Below are 17,520 nucleotides of genomic sequence, written 5' to 3'. Positions count from 1 at the left end.
CTGCTACTATTCAGCTGATCCAAGTCAGATTTCATAGCGCGCAGCGGTGAAACCGTGGTGCATGATGCTGCCTCAGGCGACCTTGTTCGTGAAGTGGCATTTTTTTAGCCACTGCTATCGTCACCTTCTTCAAAGAGAGGCAACTGTTCTGAATCTGGGGAGGCTGGTTTCTTTGTCTTCCTTTTTGCTTGAGTGCCAGCGTGTTGGGTGTTGCTTGAAGTCTTCTGCGGATGCGGATCGTCCTGCACCTGATTGACCATCTTGATGAGGCGTTTCAGGGCTTCTTTCCCAGATACCTTGGGAATATTCTGGCCCTGAGATTTTGGCGTCGTTTTTGACGAGGCACTGTCAGGGTTAGCCCTTGAGGTCCTGGTAGGTTTCCGATTTTTTATCGGACGCATGGAGGCGAGCGAGTCATCCAGCGGAGCTTGAGCGATGGTAAGCACTCTGTTGAGCACCGCCTTGCCGATCGGGAAGTGCTGCTCCAGAAAAGACAGGTTATGGGCATGGGTCCAATGCTGCCATTGCCCATCCTGCTCAGGATCGCGGAGAAACAGGTCAGGCTGCAAAAGATACACTCCAGAGGCCACGCGCAAGAAAAGGTGGCGGTTGTAAGCATAATCTCGCTGCACTTCATTGCGGGCCAGAATGGCCGAAATGTAGTTTCTTTTTTTACGAAAAGTTGGCAGTACCGCTTCAGGCAGGAATTCCCAGGCATGTTCAATGACCTCCCGGTTAAATCCCAGCATCAGAAGGTCCTCCACCGGGGTAATGGGAATCAGCGCCCAGATGCTCTGTACCAGAAAATACTCGGCTTGATGCCGCTCCAGACGCACCAGGCGATCCCCGATGCGCAAATCCAGACTCAGGGGTGCAAGAACGGTCCAGAGGGCCGGTAAGGCATTCTGGGCAAATTGTGGATGGGCAAAGGCCTCACGCAGGGCGAGATGGGCGGCATTGCGACCCAGATGATCCGTAGCATCACGCCGTGCCCCCTTCTCCAAAAGGGCCTCCACCAGGGGGACATTTCCGGCCCGGGCGGCAGCCATCAGCGGGGTCTGATTCATGGGCGTGCGATGTTCCAGTCCATAACGATCACAATCTGCCCATACCTCATGAAACTGGCGACGGCTGTAAGCCGCCAGGCGATTGGTGACTATTCTGGGGCGTTGGGCCAGAAAATGTCCGGCAGGTTTGAAACGTCCTTCCACGGCCAGACGTTCACTCAATTCGGGCGCATCATAGAAGGCGGCATACTCAAATAACTGTTGCCGCCATTTGTTCCCAACGACCTGATCGATGAAGATCTTCCGGGTCAGTTCCTCAACACCCCGTGCATTAAATACCGGCCAGGGTGGCGTTTGATCTTGCAGGATACGGCTGCGGATGGCCTCCGCCTGTTCGGCTTTGCCCTGCAGTTCCAGCTTGCGCGCTTCCTTTTGCCAGTCTTCCCGGGAAGAGGCTTGCACCTGCACGCCCTCTTCTCCGCCGCTGCAAATATCCAGCAAATCCAATAGCGGATGCTGGTCATCTGATTCCACCAGCAACACACTCTCCACCGCTCTGGTGATGGCCACATAGAGCGCGTTCACAAAGAACTTGTAGACCTCCAGGGACTTGTCTCCCTTATCCTTGGCACGACGAAAAGTCAGTGTCTCCGCCCCCAGCCCTACCTTACTGACCCCCTCACAGAGCGTAGCGAAAGGTGCACGGTGATCCGAGAGAAAGCGATACAGGACGATGTGCGGATATTCCAGCCCCTTGGCCTCCTGCACCGAAAAAAGCAATGGGGTGGAAAATACCGCCCGTGCTGCGGCCTTGTCTTCTTCGCGGAGAACCAGCACCGCATATTGGGTGGATTGGGAAATCTGCCGATTCAAGGCTTGCAACGCTGACGGTTTTGCGTCCAGCAAACGGATCTGTCCGGCGCTATCGCCTACCGGGTCCACCAGAAAATTGCTTTCCCGATCAATAGAACCAAAACGCTGCTGTTTGATCTCCAATAGACGATTGGCCATCCCGGTCACTTTACGGCCATTGCGAAAGTTATGGGTGAGCACCTGCAAGTCCTGCCCGCTGGTCATACGTGGGTCGGCCCAGAAAAGACTTTTGATCTGCGCCCAGGAGAAAAAATTGGGGTGGACAATCTGGTTGGCGTCGCCGCCCAACACAAAGGCCCCCGGCGTGCGCAATGCCGCGAGGATGAGGGACAGTTGCACAGGCGTGAGATCCTGTACCTCATCAATGACCACAAAATCATAGCGGGGGGACACCAGAGGCTTCCAGGCCTGAGCCACGAGATTCAGATCATACAATCCGGTACGACTCAGCCAGTCCTGATAACGGACGAACAGTTCATAGACCTGATCGCGCTGCCCGGGGGTAAAAATGGACTGACGGATGCCCAATTGCCGATAGGTGGCCACATCCATAATGCCTTCGGCCCGGGCCGCGATGACCCCGCGAATTTCCTCAAAGGCCTGGTGGGCCTCAATCCCTTTGTAGTTCTGGCGGATGCGGGCGAACCACTGGGCAAAATCACGCCATTGCGCCTCACGGCCGCTGGGAATCCGCCAGGTTTCGAGATACTCCCGATAGGACAGGAAAGCCACTTCCTGGTCCTCGCGCACGAAGTCGTGGGCGTAAAAGAGTTCCTTGGCATGTTCAGCCAGATAGGCCGAGTGGGTAATGTAGAGCACGTCCTCCGGAATGGTCTTGAGCTTTTCCAGCAGAAGGGCGGTTTTACCACTTCCTGCACCACCCACCAGAATCAGAGGTGCGGGTGCAGCAAAGAGCGCCGCCTGGGTATCATCGAAAGAAAGCGGTTTATCGAGGATATGAATGGCGGTCCGGGATTCTGGCAGATAACGTAATGGCGCGGCGCCCTTTCGGGCCTCATTCAGATCGGCCTCCTGGATTTTTTCAGAGAGGACTTCCGCAACCCGCAAAAAGCGGGATCCCGCATAGTTATGCTGGCGAATGACCTCCAGCATCAGCAGGGCGGTTTCCTCCTCGTGACGCACCAGCGAGAACAGCAGGCGGTCGGCATCATTCAGACGTGCCCGGTAGAGTTTGCCATAGGTGACGTGCTGCAGTTTTTTGACCTGCGCTCCACGAAAATCCCCCTGTGTCAGGGCTTCGGCCACCTTGGCGTAAGAGCGCTCCACACCGTGGGCGCTAAATCCGGTATAGGTGAGAATGCGTAGGGGGCGGTTCATGGTTTCCTCGCTGCGGTGAACCGATACATGGTACCGACAGTTAGGCTGGGGCGTCTAATGCGGTGGCGCGAGGAGGTCCGAGGTTATGCCAGGCCATTATGACGGTAGGTAACCCTGTCGTACAGCTGTGGTATCTGTTGCTCGATACCACAGCACATTACCCAGATGAATTTTTATCGCAACAAATTCCCTTAATCGCCATCTTCAGCAGCATCCTTAGTTTTTTTGTTGTCATTAAAGGAACTGCATGTCAAACAGTGGTTAAAAATGACCAGGTAAAAGCGTGTATTTTTGACCACTTTTAAAGGGGGACTGCGACGTTTTTTGAACCGGTATGAATCTTTTCAGGTCTCCAGAACATTGCAGTGGTGGGTCAGCCGATCGAGAAGCGCCGTGGTCATTTTGGCGACTCCGAATCACGGTGCGGTAAAATTATGATGCTGCAAGGTGGATAATTGATGGCGCTGAATAACAGCACCTTTTTGCAGAGAGATCCCCATGCCGCTAATCGAGTTATGGCAACCTTCATACCACCGACAAGCGCCGCATCTCCGCCAGCTACGCCTCACGATCTAAATGGCTTGCACTGCTTCAAGGCCAAGAGTATTGTTGTGCCATGTATATGTGATTTACATATACCAACAATAAACATCTAACTGTGAGGTGATATATGTCTGACAACACACCAAATCTGGCACAGGAACTGATTCGTACCGCCAATGCGCTGCGTGAGCGAGGTCTGCTGTTCCGTGGAGCACACGCCAATCTTTCTGCGCGGCAGGACGACCGCCTGCTTATCACCCGTGGCGGGTCGGTCGCCAATCTGGGTGAAAAGGACCTCTCCTGGCTTCCGGTCGCGGCAGAAGGCCTGCAGTCTGATTTCGATGCCAATTACCGAGAAATCATTGAGATGCACACCCGGCTTTACCGGCATCGTGCGGACATCTGTGCGATCATTCACTGCCACCCGGCCCACAGCACCGCGTTCGCCGTCGCCCAGCAGCCCGTGCCCGCAGTTTACGAACCAATGCTTCGCCAAGGCATGCATACTGATGTGCCCGTCGTCGCTTGGGCACCGCGCGGTTCGAGCGCATCGGTAAATGGCATACTCGAGGCATTCGATAGGCCCGATACGGTAGCCGTACTGCTGGCCAACCATGGCGTACTGGTGACGGGCGAGACGCCTGAAGTGGCACTGAACCGCCTGACAGCATTGGAAGAGGCCGCAGAACTGGTATTGCATGCGCGCGTGCTGGGCGGAGAAAAGGCCCTACCTGATGCCGCTTATCAAGAAGTGGCGGAACGCATGCAACGTTTCCGGAAGGCGTCTTGAGACCCAAAGAATCAAATCGCCAAGGCCGACACCTGGCAAGCTTTGCGCTGCTCCTCTGTGCGGAGGCGCCGGCGCATGGCCTCGCTCTTCACCGTAGCATCAACGAACTACTGCCGGAAGGGCTCACCGTAGATGCCGGCAATCTCTACCGACTGCTGCGAGAGATGGAGGCACGGGGCACATTGCGTTCGGAGTGGAGCACTGTCGGTTCTGGAGCGGCACGCCGCGTTTACCAGATTACCCCAGCGGGTCTTGACGAATTGGCAGAGTGGCGCGAGGACATTGCGCGCCGCCGCCAAGCCCTCGATCTTTTTGTCCAACGCTACGATGCACTGCCGGTCCGCAACACACGAACACTTAAGGAATCCGCTAGATGAATGAAACTCCCGTTGAGACACGTTACAAGGAGCTATTCGGATATATCCCCGATAGCGTACACCTGAGAATCGATCTGGCACGCAGAGCTGGCCGTGAGGCTGCTCTCGAGGCCATTGAGCACCTGCGGGACACGCTGATCCATCACAATCCGCTTGAATGCAAAACCCAGCAGCTTGTCCACCTGGGCATGCTTCTGGTACTTGGCCGTGAGGCACCCGCCCTGATGCACGCACATGCCGCCATCCAGGCAGGCGCGGACGCGCCTGATCTGCACGGCGTGTGCGAAACGGCAGCCATTGTCGGCGGCATGCCAGCTTACAACCTCGGTGTCCAAGTGGTCAGCGAGGCTCTGCAGAAATCCACAGGAGACAACACCAATGCGTGATGTCACCTCGGCGCAATCCAGCACGCACTCCGGTACAATCGAACTGCGCCTGACCACCGCTGCTCGAAGCGCGCTAGCGCAACGTGAGACACCACTACTGGTGCATCTTGAATTGCTGTTCAGTTGCATGATTCGCAAACAGGTGCTTTTCCTGGAGTCAGAACATCCTGACGCCCTTCTGCTTGATGGCGGCGAACAGCAAGTACGGATCGGGTTCCGCGCCGTCGGCACGAAGACCTGCCTGATATCCGACCAACCGGTGCCCGATCTGCAAACCTTCCCCATCAAACGAGTGGAACCGTTCCTGCCGCGCTGGCTGAGTCTGGATATCAAACATGGACAATGGCGCGGAGAATTTGGTTACGTAGGCAATTAGTGGTGCGCCCTTCACGCAACGAGGTTAAGCACTATAGTGGACCCCAGATTTGAGAAAGTAGTTTAAGCTTGTTGAGAGGCATTGCTGGCATTCAAACCAATCGAGCACCCCTGCAAACTGATTTGAGCGGGTTATCGTGAAGCATGATAGGAGATACGGTAATGAAGGCATTTCGGGCATTGAAACATTATAGACTTCCACCGGGTTCGCGCTTATGTCTAATGGATGACGGGCTTCCGCTCAAAGTGTCACCTGAAGACCCGGCTATCCATTGTATGACGGACCTGCATCGCGTTCCCGCCGTTATCACCAAAGCCTCAGCATCTATCGATCATGCTTTACAACACATGATTCACACGGGCGTTCGGATGCTCTTTGTTCTGGACGATGCGGACATCCTGATTGGATTGGTAACGGCTCGAGATCTCACAGGAGAGAAGCCGATTCGTATCGCGGCAGAAAAAGGCCTGACTCGGGATGAAATTACAGTGCAGGACGTGATGATCGGTCAACATCAAATCGATGTGTTGGATTTGTCTGAAGTAGAGCGTTCCATGGTAGGGGACATTGTTCTTACCTTGCGTGACGCGGGTCGCCAACATGCTTTGGTTCGAGAGAATAGGATGCAGCAGACGGAAATCAGAGGGGTTTTCTCCATCAGCCAAATTGCCCGTCAACTCGATCTTGAACTTTCGGTCAGTGACGCGGTGCAAAGTTTTTCCGAGTTGGAGCATATTCTTTCGCGGGATGATTAGGGGCTAGAGAGATTCCAGATGGCGTAATAGTCATGTCATTTTAGCAACCGGGGCAATCTCCGAAAAGACCGTAGTCACTGGCACCAACTCCTACCTTTGGCCTTGTTAGAGATGGCTGTGCTGACTTGCTATATCTTAAGAACAGCCAAGGCAATCCCCAAAAAACCTGCTCCCATGAATAATAGTCGCGCCCACCACCGGACATCGAGAATAACCGCCGCAGCAATCCCCAGAATGCCTGGCCAGAACGAAAGCCAAATTCCTGGGTGATTAATCGCTTTTGTAGCAGTAGCAGAAAACAGCTGTGACCATTGCTGCCCTGCCATAAGCAGAAGTGTCACAACCAGCACCCATGCGGCGAGGCTATTACGACGTACATCCAAAAGAAACAAAGATAATCCAGCCATTGTAGTGAACAGAAAAGCAAAAAACAACGTCCAGAAAAACATTCTTTCTCCGTGAATTGGTGACCTCAATATAGGCCCTATGCAGCATCAAAATAGACAGTATCCATATGAGACTACACATTGATTTCAGCAAGTCCAATAGGTGCCCGTTCTTGCATCCTTTCCGGAATATCCTGTACATTGCCTCTGAGCGTTTTATAACCGTGAGGAATGCCTTTTCTGATAAGAATTTTGTACGGAGATTTTTTAACTAGTTGTGGAATGATTTTTTGGGCTTCAGTATGCCGAGCAGACCAAGCCGTTTTACATTTTTGTGATTACTCGTTATTCAGACAGCAAGATGCGAACTGGTTCATCGTTTCACCCGGAGTAGGTTTCGATAACTTGGGTGGCGTATGCGTAACCGCTGGCACCTTCGTCGATACGCTTGGAGGCATTTTTGGTACCACCTTGGCCGGCACATTACAGAAATTAATGATGAGTTTCGAGAACAGGATGGTCAATCCGCCGAATGATCGCTTCCGCTGCAATATAGCCTTTCAGCCCACCTGCCACAGAGTGTGGCAAACTCAACCTGCCGGAGTCGTTACCAGCGGATTCTGGTCGTTACGCCGCATGCACGTCGTATCGTTGAATCTTATTGAGAACTGCCTGCATCGCGTGGCGCGTCACGGCGAGATCGTAATCGGTTTGCAGGCCCACCCAGAAACCGTCGCTCATCCCGAAAAACCGGGACAGCCGCAGCCCGGTATCCGGGGTAACGGCCCGCTTTCCCATCACGATCTCCCCGATACGGCGCTGCGGGACGCCGATTTCCTTGGCTAGACGATACTGGGTGATGCCCATCGGCTTCAGAAAGTCTTCCAGCAAGATCTCGCCGGGGTGAATGGGGGCAGACCGACCTTCGCGCAGATTCGCCACATCGGAAAAATCCATCTTTTCGATCTCGTCCACACGAATGCTCACGATATACCTCCATCCATCAGTGATAATCCACGATCTCCACGTCCCAGGCGTTGCTGTCGCACCATACGAAGCAAATCCGCCACTGGTCATTGATGCGCATGCTCCATTGGCCGCTCCGATCGCTGGAGAACTTCTCCAGGCGGTTGCCTGGCGGTACAGCCAGATCTTCGATCCGGCCGGCGCGATGCAACTGTGCCAGTTTCCGCTGCGCCATCCGCAATAATTCCGTTCCAAAGCGGCGCACTTTCAGGCCAGCGAAGACTGCGGCGGTTTGCTTGTCCGCAAAGCTCATGATCATCGGTGAATGCTAACGCGATCCGATAGTAGCGTCAAATAACGATGTCTGTTAGTCCCGCACTTCTCAGTTTCCAAACTGGACCGCAGGAAACAGCGCCGTCTGATGGCTGGCCCAGACTGATTGCAGTCATTCAGTAGCTGAAAGGAGTTGTCTGGTTAACCGCGTCAACTACACCCTCCATGTATGCCGGAAATTATTGCCGGTATTTGTTAAGGCATTTCATGTGTCTATGCGATCTTCCGGGTATGTGCACTGATTAGAGGGAAATCATCTTCCTTCTTCTGTAGCCCCACTTGCGCTGGGTGTACCCTGTGCTCCTGCGCAATCTCGTGATGCTTTTTGAGGATTCGGACGCCTCCAGCCCCACCTTACCTTGAAGGCCGCTACATACAATATCCGCTGTGCTGCGCCTCATCGTCTTCGCCTAACCAGGCCAGAAACTTAAACTACTGGCTCTAATCTGCGTCCCATTATAGGGTAGGATGCTGTTCTTTTTTGGACGGCACATAAATGCGTTCCATCTCAATTTTTCCTTGGCTACACTGTGTTGGAATTATAAGGATCTTGATATCACTTCCCAACACGGCAAGACACTCCATTAGCCGCCATTCGCTAACACCTTTGATTTGTCCGCCCATCATTTTACAAAATAGACTCCTGGAGATATTCATGTTATGAGCCGCTTCAGTCTGCGTCCACCCTATCTGCGCTACCATATCTTTAATACATTCAATCAATTTTAACTTAATAGATTTCGTCATCTCCTCATGATAAGAAACCATACTTAGCTTTCTCCACAGATAAATTTTTACGGTTATGATGGATCCATAAGTCAAAATAAAAAGCTTGAAGGTTTAAACCAGTCTTATCAAACGCGTCCGTTTAGGGTCGTGTTCCGGATCAGCATTCATTGCCGCAACCGACTCATTACCAATGAGCGCGGTATTATAGGCTATATAAACTTCATGAGCATTGAGTTTTGCAGTGACCATGATTACCCCCTCCCAATCATTTTCCGAAAGTACCGCGAATGCTCGCACTCAACGCTATAGTCCAATCATTCGAGTCCCAACGCCAAGGTTCTTTCACTATAGCATGCATGGAGGTTCTGGAAACTGCGACCAAACAGGGGTTCAATAACGGGGCCGTTGAAGAAACGGAAGATGAAGGGTTTGAGTTAGTGGAAGAATTCTTCCCAGTGCAGCAGGAAAATCCGTCAGAGGAACCCCCGCATTGACCCCAATGGAAGCGCGGCGCGTGGTTTGAATATGATTCCTGGACTAGGTGCTCAGGGGCATTTTTTAGCTGATTGTAGATTTAACAATGGCGTCATGTGTTTTAATGGTGAAAGGGTAGTAGATGAAGGGCTGCAAAGACTAGAAGCGGACGTTGGCCTCGACGCTCTTAATCTCTTTAAAGATTGCTCTGATACAACTTTATAAATAAGTCAAAGTCGCTTGATTGTGACTGTGAAAGAAAAAAATAACGCTGTATTGGAAGCCATTGTGCGAGACAAGCCCTGGCTAACAGGACCTTTCAAGTGGGTGATGAAGAAGGGAAGGTTAACTCTGAGACATTCAACGGAGCGATTATTAACGCTCCGTTTTATTTTTTACATGCTGAAAAAACTAGCAACTTTAAAAAAATGGTAGAGAATCAGATTGCATCCACAAGCTTTAGGTCTTTGGTTATAGATTAGGGCTTCACGTAATCAAAGCCATGGGATTCCAGCTGCATGATGCGCACGATGCCAGCCGGAACGATAACCGCAGAGGGAACCAGTTTAGGTAAATGACCCAGCTTTTTAGCCATCTGCAACATGGTATTGTGACAGGCGTCAAACTCTACACCCTCCGCATTCATAGCAGCAATAGTCTTGGCCACAGGACTGTTTGCAACAAGCATTTTAAGTCCCGGACCAAAGGCTACTACAACAATCTGAATTTTTTGCTGTCCAAAGAAATTCAGCAGGTTCTGCGAAGTGTTCAATACCAGAGTCCAGCGTGCCGGGTTGTCCTGACTAACCTGAACAACCAACTTATGCGTTGCAAAAGGTAAGGCATGTATAAATTTGGGATGCGCAAAGTTGAAATCATGCAACATGGAAACATTGGCTGAGGCAACGCCCATACCAAGCAGCATGGCCAAAGGAATCAAAAAAGAACTAATCATACGGCGTAAAGTGCAAATAGACACAGAAAAATCTCCTTGTTACGGTTAAAATGAAATCATGGCTTGCATGGCAAATTCATTATCCACCACCTTGCTAACTGCCGCACCTGGCGAATTAGAAGCAACATGGGGTGCATCCACTGTGCGGAAATAATAGCCTGCCATAATTTTGGTAATTGGCGTGATATGATACTGGAGCGCCAGTGCCCATGTCTTGAATATACGCTGCTGCCCTACAGAGGCGAGATTAGGCAAGCGATCATAATAGTCATATCGGATGTTTGCTTCGATATGCTTGGTCAAGAATAAACCACCCTCAACATAGTACCCAGAAGCAGAGTTGTTGACATTAGGATAAAGCTGCGTCTGATAAAGCGCAGGTTGTAAGCCTAATTGCTGGCTAAATGCGGAGGGGGCATCAATCCATCCGTTGCCACGCATGTATTCAAACTTTAATTGTCGACCCCAAGGGTGCATATAACCTTGTAGGTACTGGAAACCCAGACCCTCTCTTTGCATTGCATAACTATGCCCTAGATAGTCTGGTTGGGCATACTGATACCAGAGCCACCCTGTAAGATCACTACGGAAGGGGCCATGGCCGCCAAATATGTAGGACTCTTGGACACGTGCGGCATATAAAGGGCTACTGGACTGATTGCCCGCCGATACGCTCCCAAACATGCCAACCATAGCCCCATAGGCAAATTGCCAGTGGCCCCAGTTTTTCCAATCAAAAACCTGGACTCCGGGATATCGGAATGCATTGACGCCCAAACTTTCATTCCCGGGCACCAAGACGGATCCGGATGGACCTACAGCATACGGCCGGCTGGGTTGAGAGGCATAAAAAGGTTGAAGCATGAGTTGATTAATGACCGTGGGGAAAACCACGTAGTTATAGGCCATGTAGCCATTCATGGCATCCTCTGCACTTGGTGCCCGGATAATACCTACTTCAACACGGGCTGCCGGTATGTAACTGAATACTACGTGTGCATCTTGCAGTTGCGGGGTATATTGGCCACGAATATTAGTGGCTGCATTATTTCCAAATTCACCCGCAAAAAAATAGGAGATGTGTGGATTCAACCATCCTCTCACCATTAATCGTGCTCGCTGGATGAGGAACGTGGTGCTTTGCCCAAAATTAGGGCCGATCAGATTCACATGAGGTGTAGCATAAATATACCGTTTGAGCGCAGTATTATATATTCCAGCAGGAGTTCCTGCCATCACATACAGATCGGGCTCTATAAATCCTGAAAAAAGCGAAACCTTTTTGGGGTTTAAATCTTGCAGCTTGAACCAGTTCGCGGCGGTGGCCGTGGGGACATAAGCAGCTAAGCAGGCTATAGTTAATGCTTTAATAATATTTTTGCCTCTACGGAATTTTTTTATTGGCATTTTTCCTCGTCTCCTTTTTTTGTATACTCACTGTTTGATCTCAGTGGAGATTTGAAGCAAAATCTGTTCCACGCCGATAGACCAAAAAAGCAGCTATCTTGATCAGATAAGCGCAGATTAAAGCCTATAGGTGTGCCATTCAGAACGGCAGTTATTATGAATATTATTTTTAACTTATGAACTCCAAGGAGAAGCTGGTGATTACTCGTCTACATCGTGTTATTTCCCTTTTTGCTTTACTGACTGTTGGAACTTTGAGCGCAAGCGCCGCTGATATGTACGTGGAAACGCTACCCGTACCCATGAGCAAAGCCTCAGGTGAGATACAGAAAGCCCTTGCCACGCACCATTTCAAGGTGGTGATGCATATTGATATCCTGAAACGGATTGAGGCCAAGCAATCCATCTTGCACATACAGAACCTCAATCCCGAGAAATTCCAGGATGTACAGGCCATGGTGTTTTGCAATCCGGTACTCTTCAGTGATCTACTGAGTGCAAACTGGCGCTCAGCTGCTGTATGCCCCCTAAATTTAACGATTTACGGAAAAGGGAACCAGACAACCATTGCTTATCCAGAGCGCGCCGCATTTACAAACGGTACTGCTGCTAGCAAGGTGGGTGCAAAGATTGATCACCTAGTCATAGCGGCTTTGAGAAGCATTCCCGGCGCTGCGTCTAAGTAGTCATTCATCTCATTAAAAGTTTACACAATCGACCCGCCCTTTCCATTGCTGAGAAGGTGGGTCAATCTGGATGCTCTTTCACGAAAAACACTTCGTTTTATTAACACAACCCGTTTGCGCAACATTTCTACTTTTCCCAGGCTTGTTGGGCCAGAGCTGGCGTAGTGATGCACAAGCCGTTGCTGGCTTTGAAACGGTCCAGGCTACCAAAGAAATCATTGGTGGCTCCTGCGCCCACCGCATTACCCTCTCTGTAATGCATAGATTGAATATAGATTCTGTCCAGACCCTGCGGATCTCAGGCAATGGTTTGGTCAATGCCACCATCTCCAGTACCCACCAATGCTTTCCCCACATCCTCCGCAGATAGAACAACAAGAGCATCAGAAGGTGGACCACGTTCATACATCAAGTTCAATACGACGAAATACACAGCGTCGTGTGTGACGGGTTACATCATGAGCAAGAACGCCTTCCATTGCACGGCCTCACGGTGAACGAAAGCGTAATTTCACGGGTCAACATTTTAGGCGCACAGATATTTTGTTTTTGGGATTTTCAGAATTGAGGCGATGATTCGGGATGATATTCGCCATCAGGAGAAAGAGGATGAAAAGTTGATCCGTTGAACATATGAAACTGATCCGGGCCACCCCGGAGGATGAACCCGGATCCGAGGGGCCGCATTAGCGTCCCAGTTTCATAGTTCCAGTTACAAATTAGCCCTTCAACTCTTTTTTGCTTTTGCGTTCATCGGACAGGTCTTAATCCCCAGCACCGTATACAGCGCACAAAAGCCAGTCAACCCCGTGATAAGTGGCACCAAACCAATAAGTGCCCACCATTTAGCTGCGCCAGGCAAAAACACCGCCAGCACCACAATAATGATTAAACCTGCGATCACTCGAATGATCCGGTCTTTACTCCCTTCATTCACAGACATTTTTAGAAACCTCCTGAAGAAAATCATCCGCACAAGAAACTCACCGGTGATTATAGCGCTTTCTGGAGTGGGTCCAATAAACACTACTGGTACGTAGCCATCAATTCCCAGCTATGCAGCACAATATAAGCTATAATCTCCTGCATACGTTACGTTCAATGCAAACTGTCCTCGTCATGGTGGTCGTCATGAAGGCTTTGGGGTACGGTCAGGAGTCGGGTTATGTCAAAACTGAATGTTGTTATACTGCTCACCATAACCAGTTGTTTTTCTTCTATAGCTTGGGCGTATACAGCCGGACCCAGCCCTGAAGCTCTGTGGAAAGAAGTGCAAATTTTGCAAAAAACGCACGCCATCATGCCCGGAAGCGTGCCTTATCAAGTGGGATCTCGGACGGTGGATCCTTACACCGTGGACCTGGCCAACCCTTTGGCAATATCCAGTATAGAAAAAGCCGGTGGGATACTGAAAGTGACCCGCTATAGTAACGGAAGCCTGGTGGTCAAAGAGAATTACAATGCCCACAAGCAGTTGGTGGGCGTTACCGCCATGCTGAAGGCGGCTAAATATGATCTTTCAGACCGCAACTGGATCATGGCTGCCTATGATCCCACCGGTAAAGTCCTGGCTTATGGCAAAGTGGGCAGCTGTATCGCCTGTCACGTACTGGTCCGCCATCAAGACTTGGTTTTTGCTCCGCCGCCAACACAATTATTGCCGATCACCACTTGGAAGGCTTTTTTCTCCAAGCAGGAAATGAATCCGGCTTACGTGGCACAGATTCAAAAACATCCCGGGGCTGTCGTTCAGTAGCCTACTCATTAAGGAGGAAATTCCCATGCAACGCTTTATTCTGGCCGCTCTGTTTCTGTCACTTGGCTGCCTGTTCACCACTGCCCAGGCTGAAAAGCTCAATGACACTCCGGCACTATCCGGCTTACATGATGCAAAGGCCGTGTTTTTAGTGAATATGCGTAACCCGGCGGCTGTGGATCACCTGGTCAGAGTCATCGGTTTGACCCGCAAGCAACTTCTGCAACAAAAGGTGACGCCGCACTTCATCGTGGTCTTTATCGGTCCAGATGTCGCATTTCTGACCAAAGATCGTCGGGGCATACCTTACACAGAAGAAAGGGATATCGCGGGGATTCAGGGAGAAATCCTGAAGCTCAGCCAGAAAGGCATCCAGTTTCAGGCTTGTGGTGTGGCGCTACACGGTATGGACGTATCTCCGAGCATGCTGATTCCGAGCGTAACGCCGGTGGAAAGTGGCTTCATCTCTACCATCGCCTACCAAGAAAAGGGATATGCTTTGGTTCCAGTTTATTAGGCGGCGTGCAAAAGTGGGGAAGTCAGAACATAGAGTTTTTGTCAAAATATGGGCTGCGAGTCTCATGCTCCTCTATTGCAGTTCTTGGGCCATATGTTACGCATTGAAAGCCCCCCCTGGAGTAGATCAGCTACAGACCAGGTGAGTGCCGTAGTGATTGGGTTGAGCCATGCAATGACAAGTGCGAATCTTGCGGCTAACCGGCCCCTTTCAATGGCTCAGACTGGCTACCATTCCTCGAACTGCATCGCGTTCGCCAGCTTGCCGATAATGGCTCCGACACTGTGACCAACGCGGTTGCGCTATGCACGAATTGCGATAGAGAGGTCCACTACGGTGAAAACTCAAGAAAATTGGTTTCGCAATTCTACGAGCGTGTAAACAGGTTAGTCCGTGAATAATTTGTATAACCCCCAAGCGGGACTAGCGGATACTACTCATTCCCTGTCCAGATGTGAAAAGCTGCTTCTCGCTGCCTTGCCCCATTGAACCCTGATGGTCGGCAGCAGGAAGGGGTCATTCATTTTTTGATTCCTCAGTAGTGTCTATTCAGACATTCCAGGGGGTTAGCGCGGTCTGGGTAAACTCCAGTGTCGGTACAAGGCCATCATGCGCAGAATAAAAGGTCAGTGATGCGCCAGCCAGAGTAACCGCTGCTCCCAACAAGGCCGCAGAAGCATAGATTTCGGCACGCAACACCACAGGAATCTCGGCGGTTAAAATATCGCGGATCGGCGGATCAATGTAGCCCACATAGGTTTGTTGAAAGCGCTCCTTGGACCGTTTGTTCACTTCATAGCGCTTTCCGGCCACTACCCAAGTGGCTGCGGGCTACGAGGAAGTAAGCGATGCCGGTAGCCAACAGGGCTGCGCTGATCATGGCGTAGAATATGAGGTCATCTTGCGGGATGGTTTCCCCTCCACTTTTCACGGGGATCAAAATCAGTTGTCGCAACAGCGTAATCATGGCGAATTCAAAAAATACCGCGACATGGAAAATACCGCTGCGCATGAAGGTGATTTCGGCGGAAATCAGGGCTGACAGGACCCAAACAATAAAAAGCGTGCCCAAGGCGTGGAGAAAGCCAGCTGCCAGTATGTGCTCCCGGAAGGCGTCCACCACATCATGACTGAATTGGATCATGATCAATACGCTGGCAGCCGCCAAGGCGACGGCAATAAACAGGTGAAGGGTATAATTCAGCATTCGCAGAACGCTGTTGAAACCACCAATCAACATCAGGACTCCTTGGGCTGGATGCGTATGCTTGGCGACACAGGGCATAATAAGTAAGGAAAGCGACAGCGTTTCCTGAATGGGTTTTATAGAGTCTACCAGTTGTTTTAACGAACTCAACGTAAGGGAGGTAGCAAATCATGCAACGCGTAGCAGGTGCGGTGATGGGTGCGTTGGTTGGGGATGCGCTGGCCTTAGGATGCCATTGGTATTACGACCTGGCTGAAATGCGGCGGGACTGTGGTCCGTGGATCACGGATTTTATTACGCCTCGTCCCGGTCGATATCATGAAGGTCTGGTCGCTGGTGACATCTCACAAACCGGAATACTTCTCACCATGCTCATGGAGTCATTAGTGCTCTGCGAGGATTACTCAGAGGATGATTTCACCCGGCGACTGGATACAGAGCTGTTTCCGCATCTGGATGGGACACCCATGCAGGGACCGGGAGGTTACACCAATCAATCCATACGGGAAGCTTGGCGCAAGCGTGTGACAGAAGAACGTCCATGGGGCGCATGCGCTGGAGATGCAGACACGACGGAGGGTGCAGAGCGTGCCATAGCTATTGCCGCCTTATATGCCCTACACCCAAGAAAAATGGCTGAGGCGGTTTGCAGCAATATCCTCCTGACCCAATGTGATCCGGCCATCGTAGCCATGAGTGTCGCCTTCAATGCAGTGTTGGCACAGTTGGTTTCCGGTGCTTCCTTGACGCCACAGATCAGCGCCAAACTCATGGCACAGGTTCACAGCGGAGCATTACCCTTCCACATGGTTACCCAAGGTCATCTGCAGCCACCGACTGCTGCAGATAGTGAAAAGGCGCATGTTGGGCAGTTTGCATCACCTGATGCTCTACTCACAGCAGGATATGCAGCCTTGGCGGCCACAGATATGGACATCGTCATCGAACCGGCCTGGAAAGTAAGTCTGATTTACGGTATGCCCTGTGCTATTTATCATCAATTACCTGCTGCTTACTACTTGGCCAGTCGTTTCAGCGATGATTATGAATCCGCCGTATTGCACGCCATCAACGGAGGCGGACAAAATATGTCCCGCGCGATGCTAACAGGGGCGCTCGTAGGAGCTCAGGTAGGTTTGGAAGGGATCCCTCGTCGTTTCATCACCGGCCTGCGTGATTCCCAGCGATATCTGGCGCTGGCCTCGGAAATAGAGCAATTGGCGGTGCGACAGAAGCCGATTTAAACCATGCCAGAACAGCCAATGGCTGTTCACACTGCCCTGCCGCCGTTGAGTCTCAATGGTCAGCGGCAGACTGAAAGCATTCATTCAGCAGCTGAAAGAAAATGAACACCGAGGAGCTATCTGGATGACCGAACCACAGTGCTGTTGCGTAACACCGCATCAAGTACGGCTTTCTCCAATGCAACATGAGATCATAGCCCAGATCAGCGAGCGATCGGCACCTCTTTTGATGTTGCTATCCTAAAATCATTCACCGTCAGAAACATACGACTTCATCAGCCATACTGATCCAGCTGGACAGACCTTTCATGGAACTCCTGTTGACCCCAGCCGGTAATGTTTCTATAGCCTGTGCCTTTAAAGAGCTACCGCAGCACTGGACCTCCAGGCCCAATTCCAACAGTTCACCCAACAA

The 17,520-nt window shown here is 51.1% G+C and carries 21 protein-coding genes and 3 pseudogenes; 10 read left to right on the top strand and 14 right to left on the bottom strand.

Annotation, left to right across the window (positions count from 1 at the left end):
* Nucleotides 1-104: 104 nt before the first annotated feature.
* Complete coding sequence (locus HAP95_RS12805; protein ID WP_215884564.1) at nt 105-3,218, bottom strand: ankyrin repeat domain-containing protein; 3,114 nt, start codon at nt 3,216-3,218, stop codon at nt 105-107.
* 344 nt (nt 3,219-3,562) lie between these two features.
* Nucleotides 3,563-3,634, bottom strand: a pseudogene (locus tag HAP95_RS12800) (ATP-binding protein); the annotation flags it as partial.
* Nucleotides 3,635-3,888: 254 nt separating this feature from the next.
* Between HAP95_RS12800 and HAP95_RS12795 the strand changes: the two are divergent.
* The 5 genes from HAP95_RS12795 (at nt 3,889) to HAP95_RS12775 (ending at nt 6,445) form a co-directional block, all read left to right on the top strand.
* Nucleotides 3,889-4,551: a class II aldolase/adducin family protein gene (locus HAP95_RS12795; RefSeq protein ID WP_075323942.1), complete on the top strand. Its 663-nt coding sequence runs from the start codon at nt 3,889-3,891 to the stop codon at nt 4,549-4,551.
* Entirely contained in the window at nt 4,548-4,928 is a 381-nt protein-coding gene (locus HAP95_RS12790; RefSeq protein ID WP_215884563.1) for a PadR family transcriptional regulator, read from the top strand. Before HAP95_RS12795 ends, HAP95_RS12790 begins: the two co-directional genes overlap by 4 nt.
* Nucleotides 4,925-5,314, top strand: coding sequence for a carboxymuconolactone decarboxylase family protein (locus HAP95_RS12785; RefSeq protein ID WP_215884562.1), 390 nt, complete (start codon nt 4,925-4,927; stop codon nt 5,312-5,314). Before HAP95_RS12790 ends, HAP95_RS12785 begins: the two co-directional genes overlap by 4 nt.
* Complete coding sequence (locus tag HAP95_RS12780) at nt 5,307-5,690, top strand: hypothetical protein (protein ID WP_215884561.1); 384 nt, start codon at nt 5,307-5,309, stop codon at nt 5,688-5,690. The genes HAP95_RS12785 and HAP95_RS12780 overlap by 8 nt, the downstream gene beginning before the upstream one ends.
* Before the next feature lie 161 nt (nt 5,691-5,851).
* Nucleotides 5,852-6,445, top strand: coding sequence for a CBS domain-containing protein (locus HAP95_RS12775; protein WP_215884560.1), 594 nt, complete (start codon nt 5,852-5,854; stop codon nt 6,443-6,445).
* 128 nt (nt 6,446-6,573) lie between these two features.
* On the opposite strand, the gene HAP95_RS12770 is transcribed toward HAP95_RS12775, so the two are convergent.
* The 8 genes and pseudogenes from HAP95_RS12770 to HAP95_RS12740 form a co-directional block, all read right to left on the bottom strand.
* Nucleotides 6,574-6,894 (bottom strand): hypothetical protein, encoded by a 321-nt coding sequence (locus HAP95_RS12770; protein WP_215884559.1) that lies wholly within the window; start codon nt 6,892-6,894, stop codon nt 6,574-6,576.
* Nucleotides 6,895-7,458: 564 nt separating this feature from the next.
* The gene (locus HAP95_RS12765; RefSeq protein WP_010642615.1) at nt 7,459-7,818 is read right to left on the bottom strand and encodes a HigA family addiction module antitoxin; all 360 of its coding nucleotides are present in this window, start codon (nt 7,816-7,818) and stop codon (nt 7,459-7,461) included.
* A 16-nt stretch (nt 7,819-7,834) separates the two neighbouring features.
* Entirely contained in the window at nt 7,835-8,116 is a 282-nt protein-coding gene (locus tag HAP95_RS12760) for a type II toxin-antitoxin system RelE/ParE family toxin (RefSeq protein ID WP_215884558.1), read from the bottom strand.
* A 275-nt stretch (nt 8,117-8,391) separates the two neighbouring features.
* Nucleotides 8,392-8,512, bottom strand: a pseudogene (locus HAP95_RS17660) (IS3-like element ISAfe17 family transposase); the annotation flags it as partial.
* Between the two features lie 74 nt (nt 8,513-8,586).
* Entirely contained in the window at nt 8,587-8,877 is a 291-nt protein-coding gene (locus HAP95_RS12755) for an XRE family transcriptional regulator (RefSeq protein WP_226832767.1), read from the bottom strand.
* A gap of 93 nt (nt 8,878-8,970) precedes the next feature.
* The gene (locus HAP95_RS12750; RefSeq protein WP_215884556.1) at nt 8,971-9,108 is read right to left on the bottom strand and encodes a hypothetical protein; all 138 of its coding nucleotides are present in this window, start codon (nt 9,106-9,108) and stop codon (nt 8,971-8,973) included.
* A gap of 703 nt (nt 9,109-9,811) precedes the next feature.
* On the bottom strand, nt 9,812-10,312 hold the full coding sequence (locus HAP95_RS12745) for a DsrE family protein (protein WP_010641821.1): 501 nt from the start codon (nt 10,310-10,312) through the stop codon (nt 9,812-9,814).
* A 21-nt stretch (nt 10,313-10,333) separates the two neighbouring features.
* Nucleotides 10,334-11,695: a putative porin gene (locus tag HAP95_RS12740; protein ID WP_065957825.1), complete on the bottom strand. Its 1,362-nt coding sequence runs from the start codon at nt 11,693-11,695 to the stop codon at nt 10,334-10,336.
* Between the two features lie 197 nt (nt 11,696-11,892).
* Here HAP95_RS12740 and HAP95_RS12735 point away from each other — a divergent pair, with 197 nt between their 5' ends.
* Nucleotides 11,893-12,381: a DUF302 domain-containing protein gene (locus HAP95_RS12735; RefSeq protein WP_215884555.1), complete on the top strand. Its 489-nt coding sequence runs from the start codon at nt 11,893-11,895 to the stop codon at nt 12,379-12,381.
* Nucleotides 12,382-12,508: 127 nt separating this feature from the next.
* Here HAP95_RS12735 and HAP95_RS17165 read toward each other — a convergent pair whose 3' ends face one another.
* On the bottom strand, nt 12,509-12,643 hold the full coding sequence (locus HAP95_RS17165; protein WP_264318851.1) for a PDDEXK family nuclease: 135 nt from the start codon (nt 12,641-12,643) through the stop codon (nt 12,509-12,511).
* A gap of 119 nt (nt 12,644-12,762) precedes the next feature.
* Here HAP95_RS17165 and HAP95_RS17655 point away from each other — a divergent pair.
* A pseudogene (locus tag HAP95_RS17655) lies at nt 12,763-13,010 on the top strand (transposase); the annotation flags it as partial.
* A gap of 98 nt (nt 13,011-13,108) precedes the next feature.
* Here the strand turns inward: HAP95_RS17655 and HAP95_RS12725 are convergent.
* Complete coding sequence (locus tag HAP95_RS12725; RefSeq protein ID WP_031574319.1) at nt 13,109-13,324, bottom strand: YgaP family membrane protein; 216 nt, start codon at nt 13,322-13,324, stop codon at nt 13,109-13,111.
* 222 nt (nt 13,325-13,546) lie between these two features.
* Between HAP95_RS12725 and HAP95_RS12720 the strand changes: the two genes are divergently transcribed.
* Together HAP95_RS12720 and HAP95_RS12715 are read left to right on the top strand one after the other, a co-directional pair.
* A complete protein-coding gene (locus HAP95_RS12720; protein ID WP_215884554.1) occupies nt 13,547-14,137 on the top strand; it encodes a cytochrome P460 family protein in 591 nt (196 codons plus the stop codon).
* Between the two features lie 25 nt (nt 14,138-14,162).
* A complete protein-coding gene (locus HAP95_RS12715; RefSeq protein WP_215884553.1) occupies nt 14,163-14,654 on the top strand; it encodes a DsrE family protein in 492 nt (163 codons plus the stop codon).
* Between the two features lie 549 nt (nt 14,655-15,203).
* On the opposite strand, the gene HAP95_RS17545 is transcribed toward HAP95_RS12715, so the two are convergent.
* Together HAP95_RS17545 and HAP95_RS12705 are read right to left on the bottom strand one after the other, a co-directional pair.
* Nucleotides 15,204-15,446: a TRIC cation channel family protein gene (locus HAP95_RS17545; RefSeq protein WP_368356588.1), complete on the bottom strand. Its 243-nt coding sequence runs from the start codon at nt 15,444-15,446 to the stop codon at nt 15,204-15,206.
* Between the two features lies 1 nt (nt 15,447).
* Nucleotides 15,448-15,894, bottom strand: coding sequence for a phosphate-starvation-inducible PsiE family protein (locus tag HAP95_RS12705; RefSeq protein WP_215884552.1), 447 nt, complete (start codon nt 15,892-15,894; stop codon nt 15,448-15,450).
* Nucleotides 15,895-16,031: 137 nt separating this feature from the next.
* Between HAP95_RS12705 and HAP95_RS12700 the strand changes: the two genes are divergently transcribed.
* Complete coding sequence (locus HAP95_RS12700; RefSeq protein ID WP_215884551.1) at nt 16,032-17,105, top strand: ADP-ribosylglycohydrolase family protein; 1,074 nt, start codon at nt 16,032-16,034, stop codon at nt 17,103-17,105.
* The last annotated feature ends 415 nt before the right edge of the window (nt 17,106-17,520 follow it).

The sequence above is a fragment of the Acidithiobacillus sulfurivorans genome (assembly GCF_018853815.1).
GTDB classification, from domain to species: domain Bacteria; phylum Pseudomonadota; class Gammaproteobacteria; order Acidithiobacillales; family Acidithiobacillaceae; genus Acidithiobacillus; species Acidithiobacillus sulfurivorans.
The sequence above is the reverse complement of the archived record's forward strand: the minus strand, read 5'-3'. Positions and strand labels throughout refer to the sequence as shown.

Bases quoted from the DNA above. Each gene is read 5' to 3' on its own strand.
- HAP95_RS12805 (WP_215884564.1), bottom strand. From the start codon at position 3,218: ATGAACCGCCCCCTACGCATTCTCACCTATACCGGATTTAGCGCCCAC.
- HAP95_RS12795 (WP_075323942.1), top strand. From the start codon at position 3,889: ATGTCTGACAACACACCAAATCTGGCACAGGAACTGATTCGTACCGCC.
- HAP95_RS12785 (WP_215884562.1), top strand. From the start codon at position 4,925: ATGAATGAAACTCCCGTTGAGACACGTTACAAGGAGCTATTCGGATAT.
- HAP95_RS12780 (WP_215884561.1), top strand. From the start codon at position 5,307: ATGCGTGATGTCACCTCGGCGCAATCCAGCACGCACTCCGGTACAATC.
- HAP95_RS12775 (WP_215884560.1), top strand. From the start codon at position 5,852: ATGAAGGCATTTCGGGCATTGAAACATTATAGACTTCCACCGGGTTCG.
- HAP95_RS12770 (WP_215884559.1), bottom strand. From the start codon at position 6,894: ATGTTTTTCTGGACGTTGTTTTTTGCTTTTCTGTTCACTACAATGGCT.
- HAP95_RS12760 (WP_215884558.1), bottom strand. From the start codon at position 8,116: ATGATCATGAGCTTTGCGGACAAGCAAACCGCCGCAGTCTTCGCTGGC.
- HAP95_RS12755 (WP_226832767.1), bottom strand. From the start codon at position 8,877: ATGACGAAATCTATTAAGTTAAAATTGATTGAATGTATTAAAGATATG.
- HAP95_RS12750 (WP_215884556.1), bottom strand. From the start codon at position 9,108: ATGGTCACTGCAAAACTCAATGCTCATGAAGTTTATATAGCCTATAAT.
- HAP95_RS12740 (WP_065957825.1), bottom strand. From the start codon at position 11,695: ATGCCAATAAAAAAATTCCGTAGAGGCAAAAATATTATTAAAGCATTA.
- HAP95_RS17165 (WP_264318851.1), bottom strand. From the start codon at position 12,643: ATGCATTACAGAGAGGGTAATGCGGTGGGCGCAGGAGCCACCAATGAT.
- HAP95_RS12725 (WP_031574319.1), bottom strand. From the start codon at position 13,324: ATGTCTGTGAATGAAGGGAGTAAAGACCGGATCATTCGAGTGATCGCA.
- HAP95_RS12720 (WP_215884554.1), top strand. From the start codon at position 13,547: ATGTCAAAACTGAATGTTGTTATACTGCTCACCATAACCAGTTGTTTT.
- HAP95_RS12715 (WP_215884553.1), top strand. From the start codon at position 14,163: ATGCAACGCTTTATTCTGGCCGCTCTGTTTCTGTCACTTGGCTGCCTG.
- HAP95_RS12705 (WP_215884552.1), bottom strand. From the start codon at position 15,894: ATGTTGATTGGTGGTTTCAACAGCGTTCTGCGAATGCTGAATTATACC.
- HAP95_RS12700 (WP_215884551.1), top strand. From the start codon at position 16,032: ATGCAACGCGTAGCAGGTGCGGTGATGGGTGCGTTGGTTGGGGATGCG.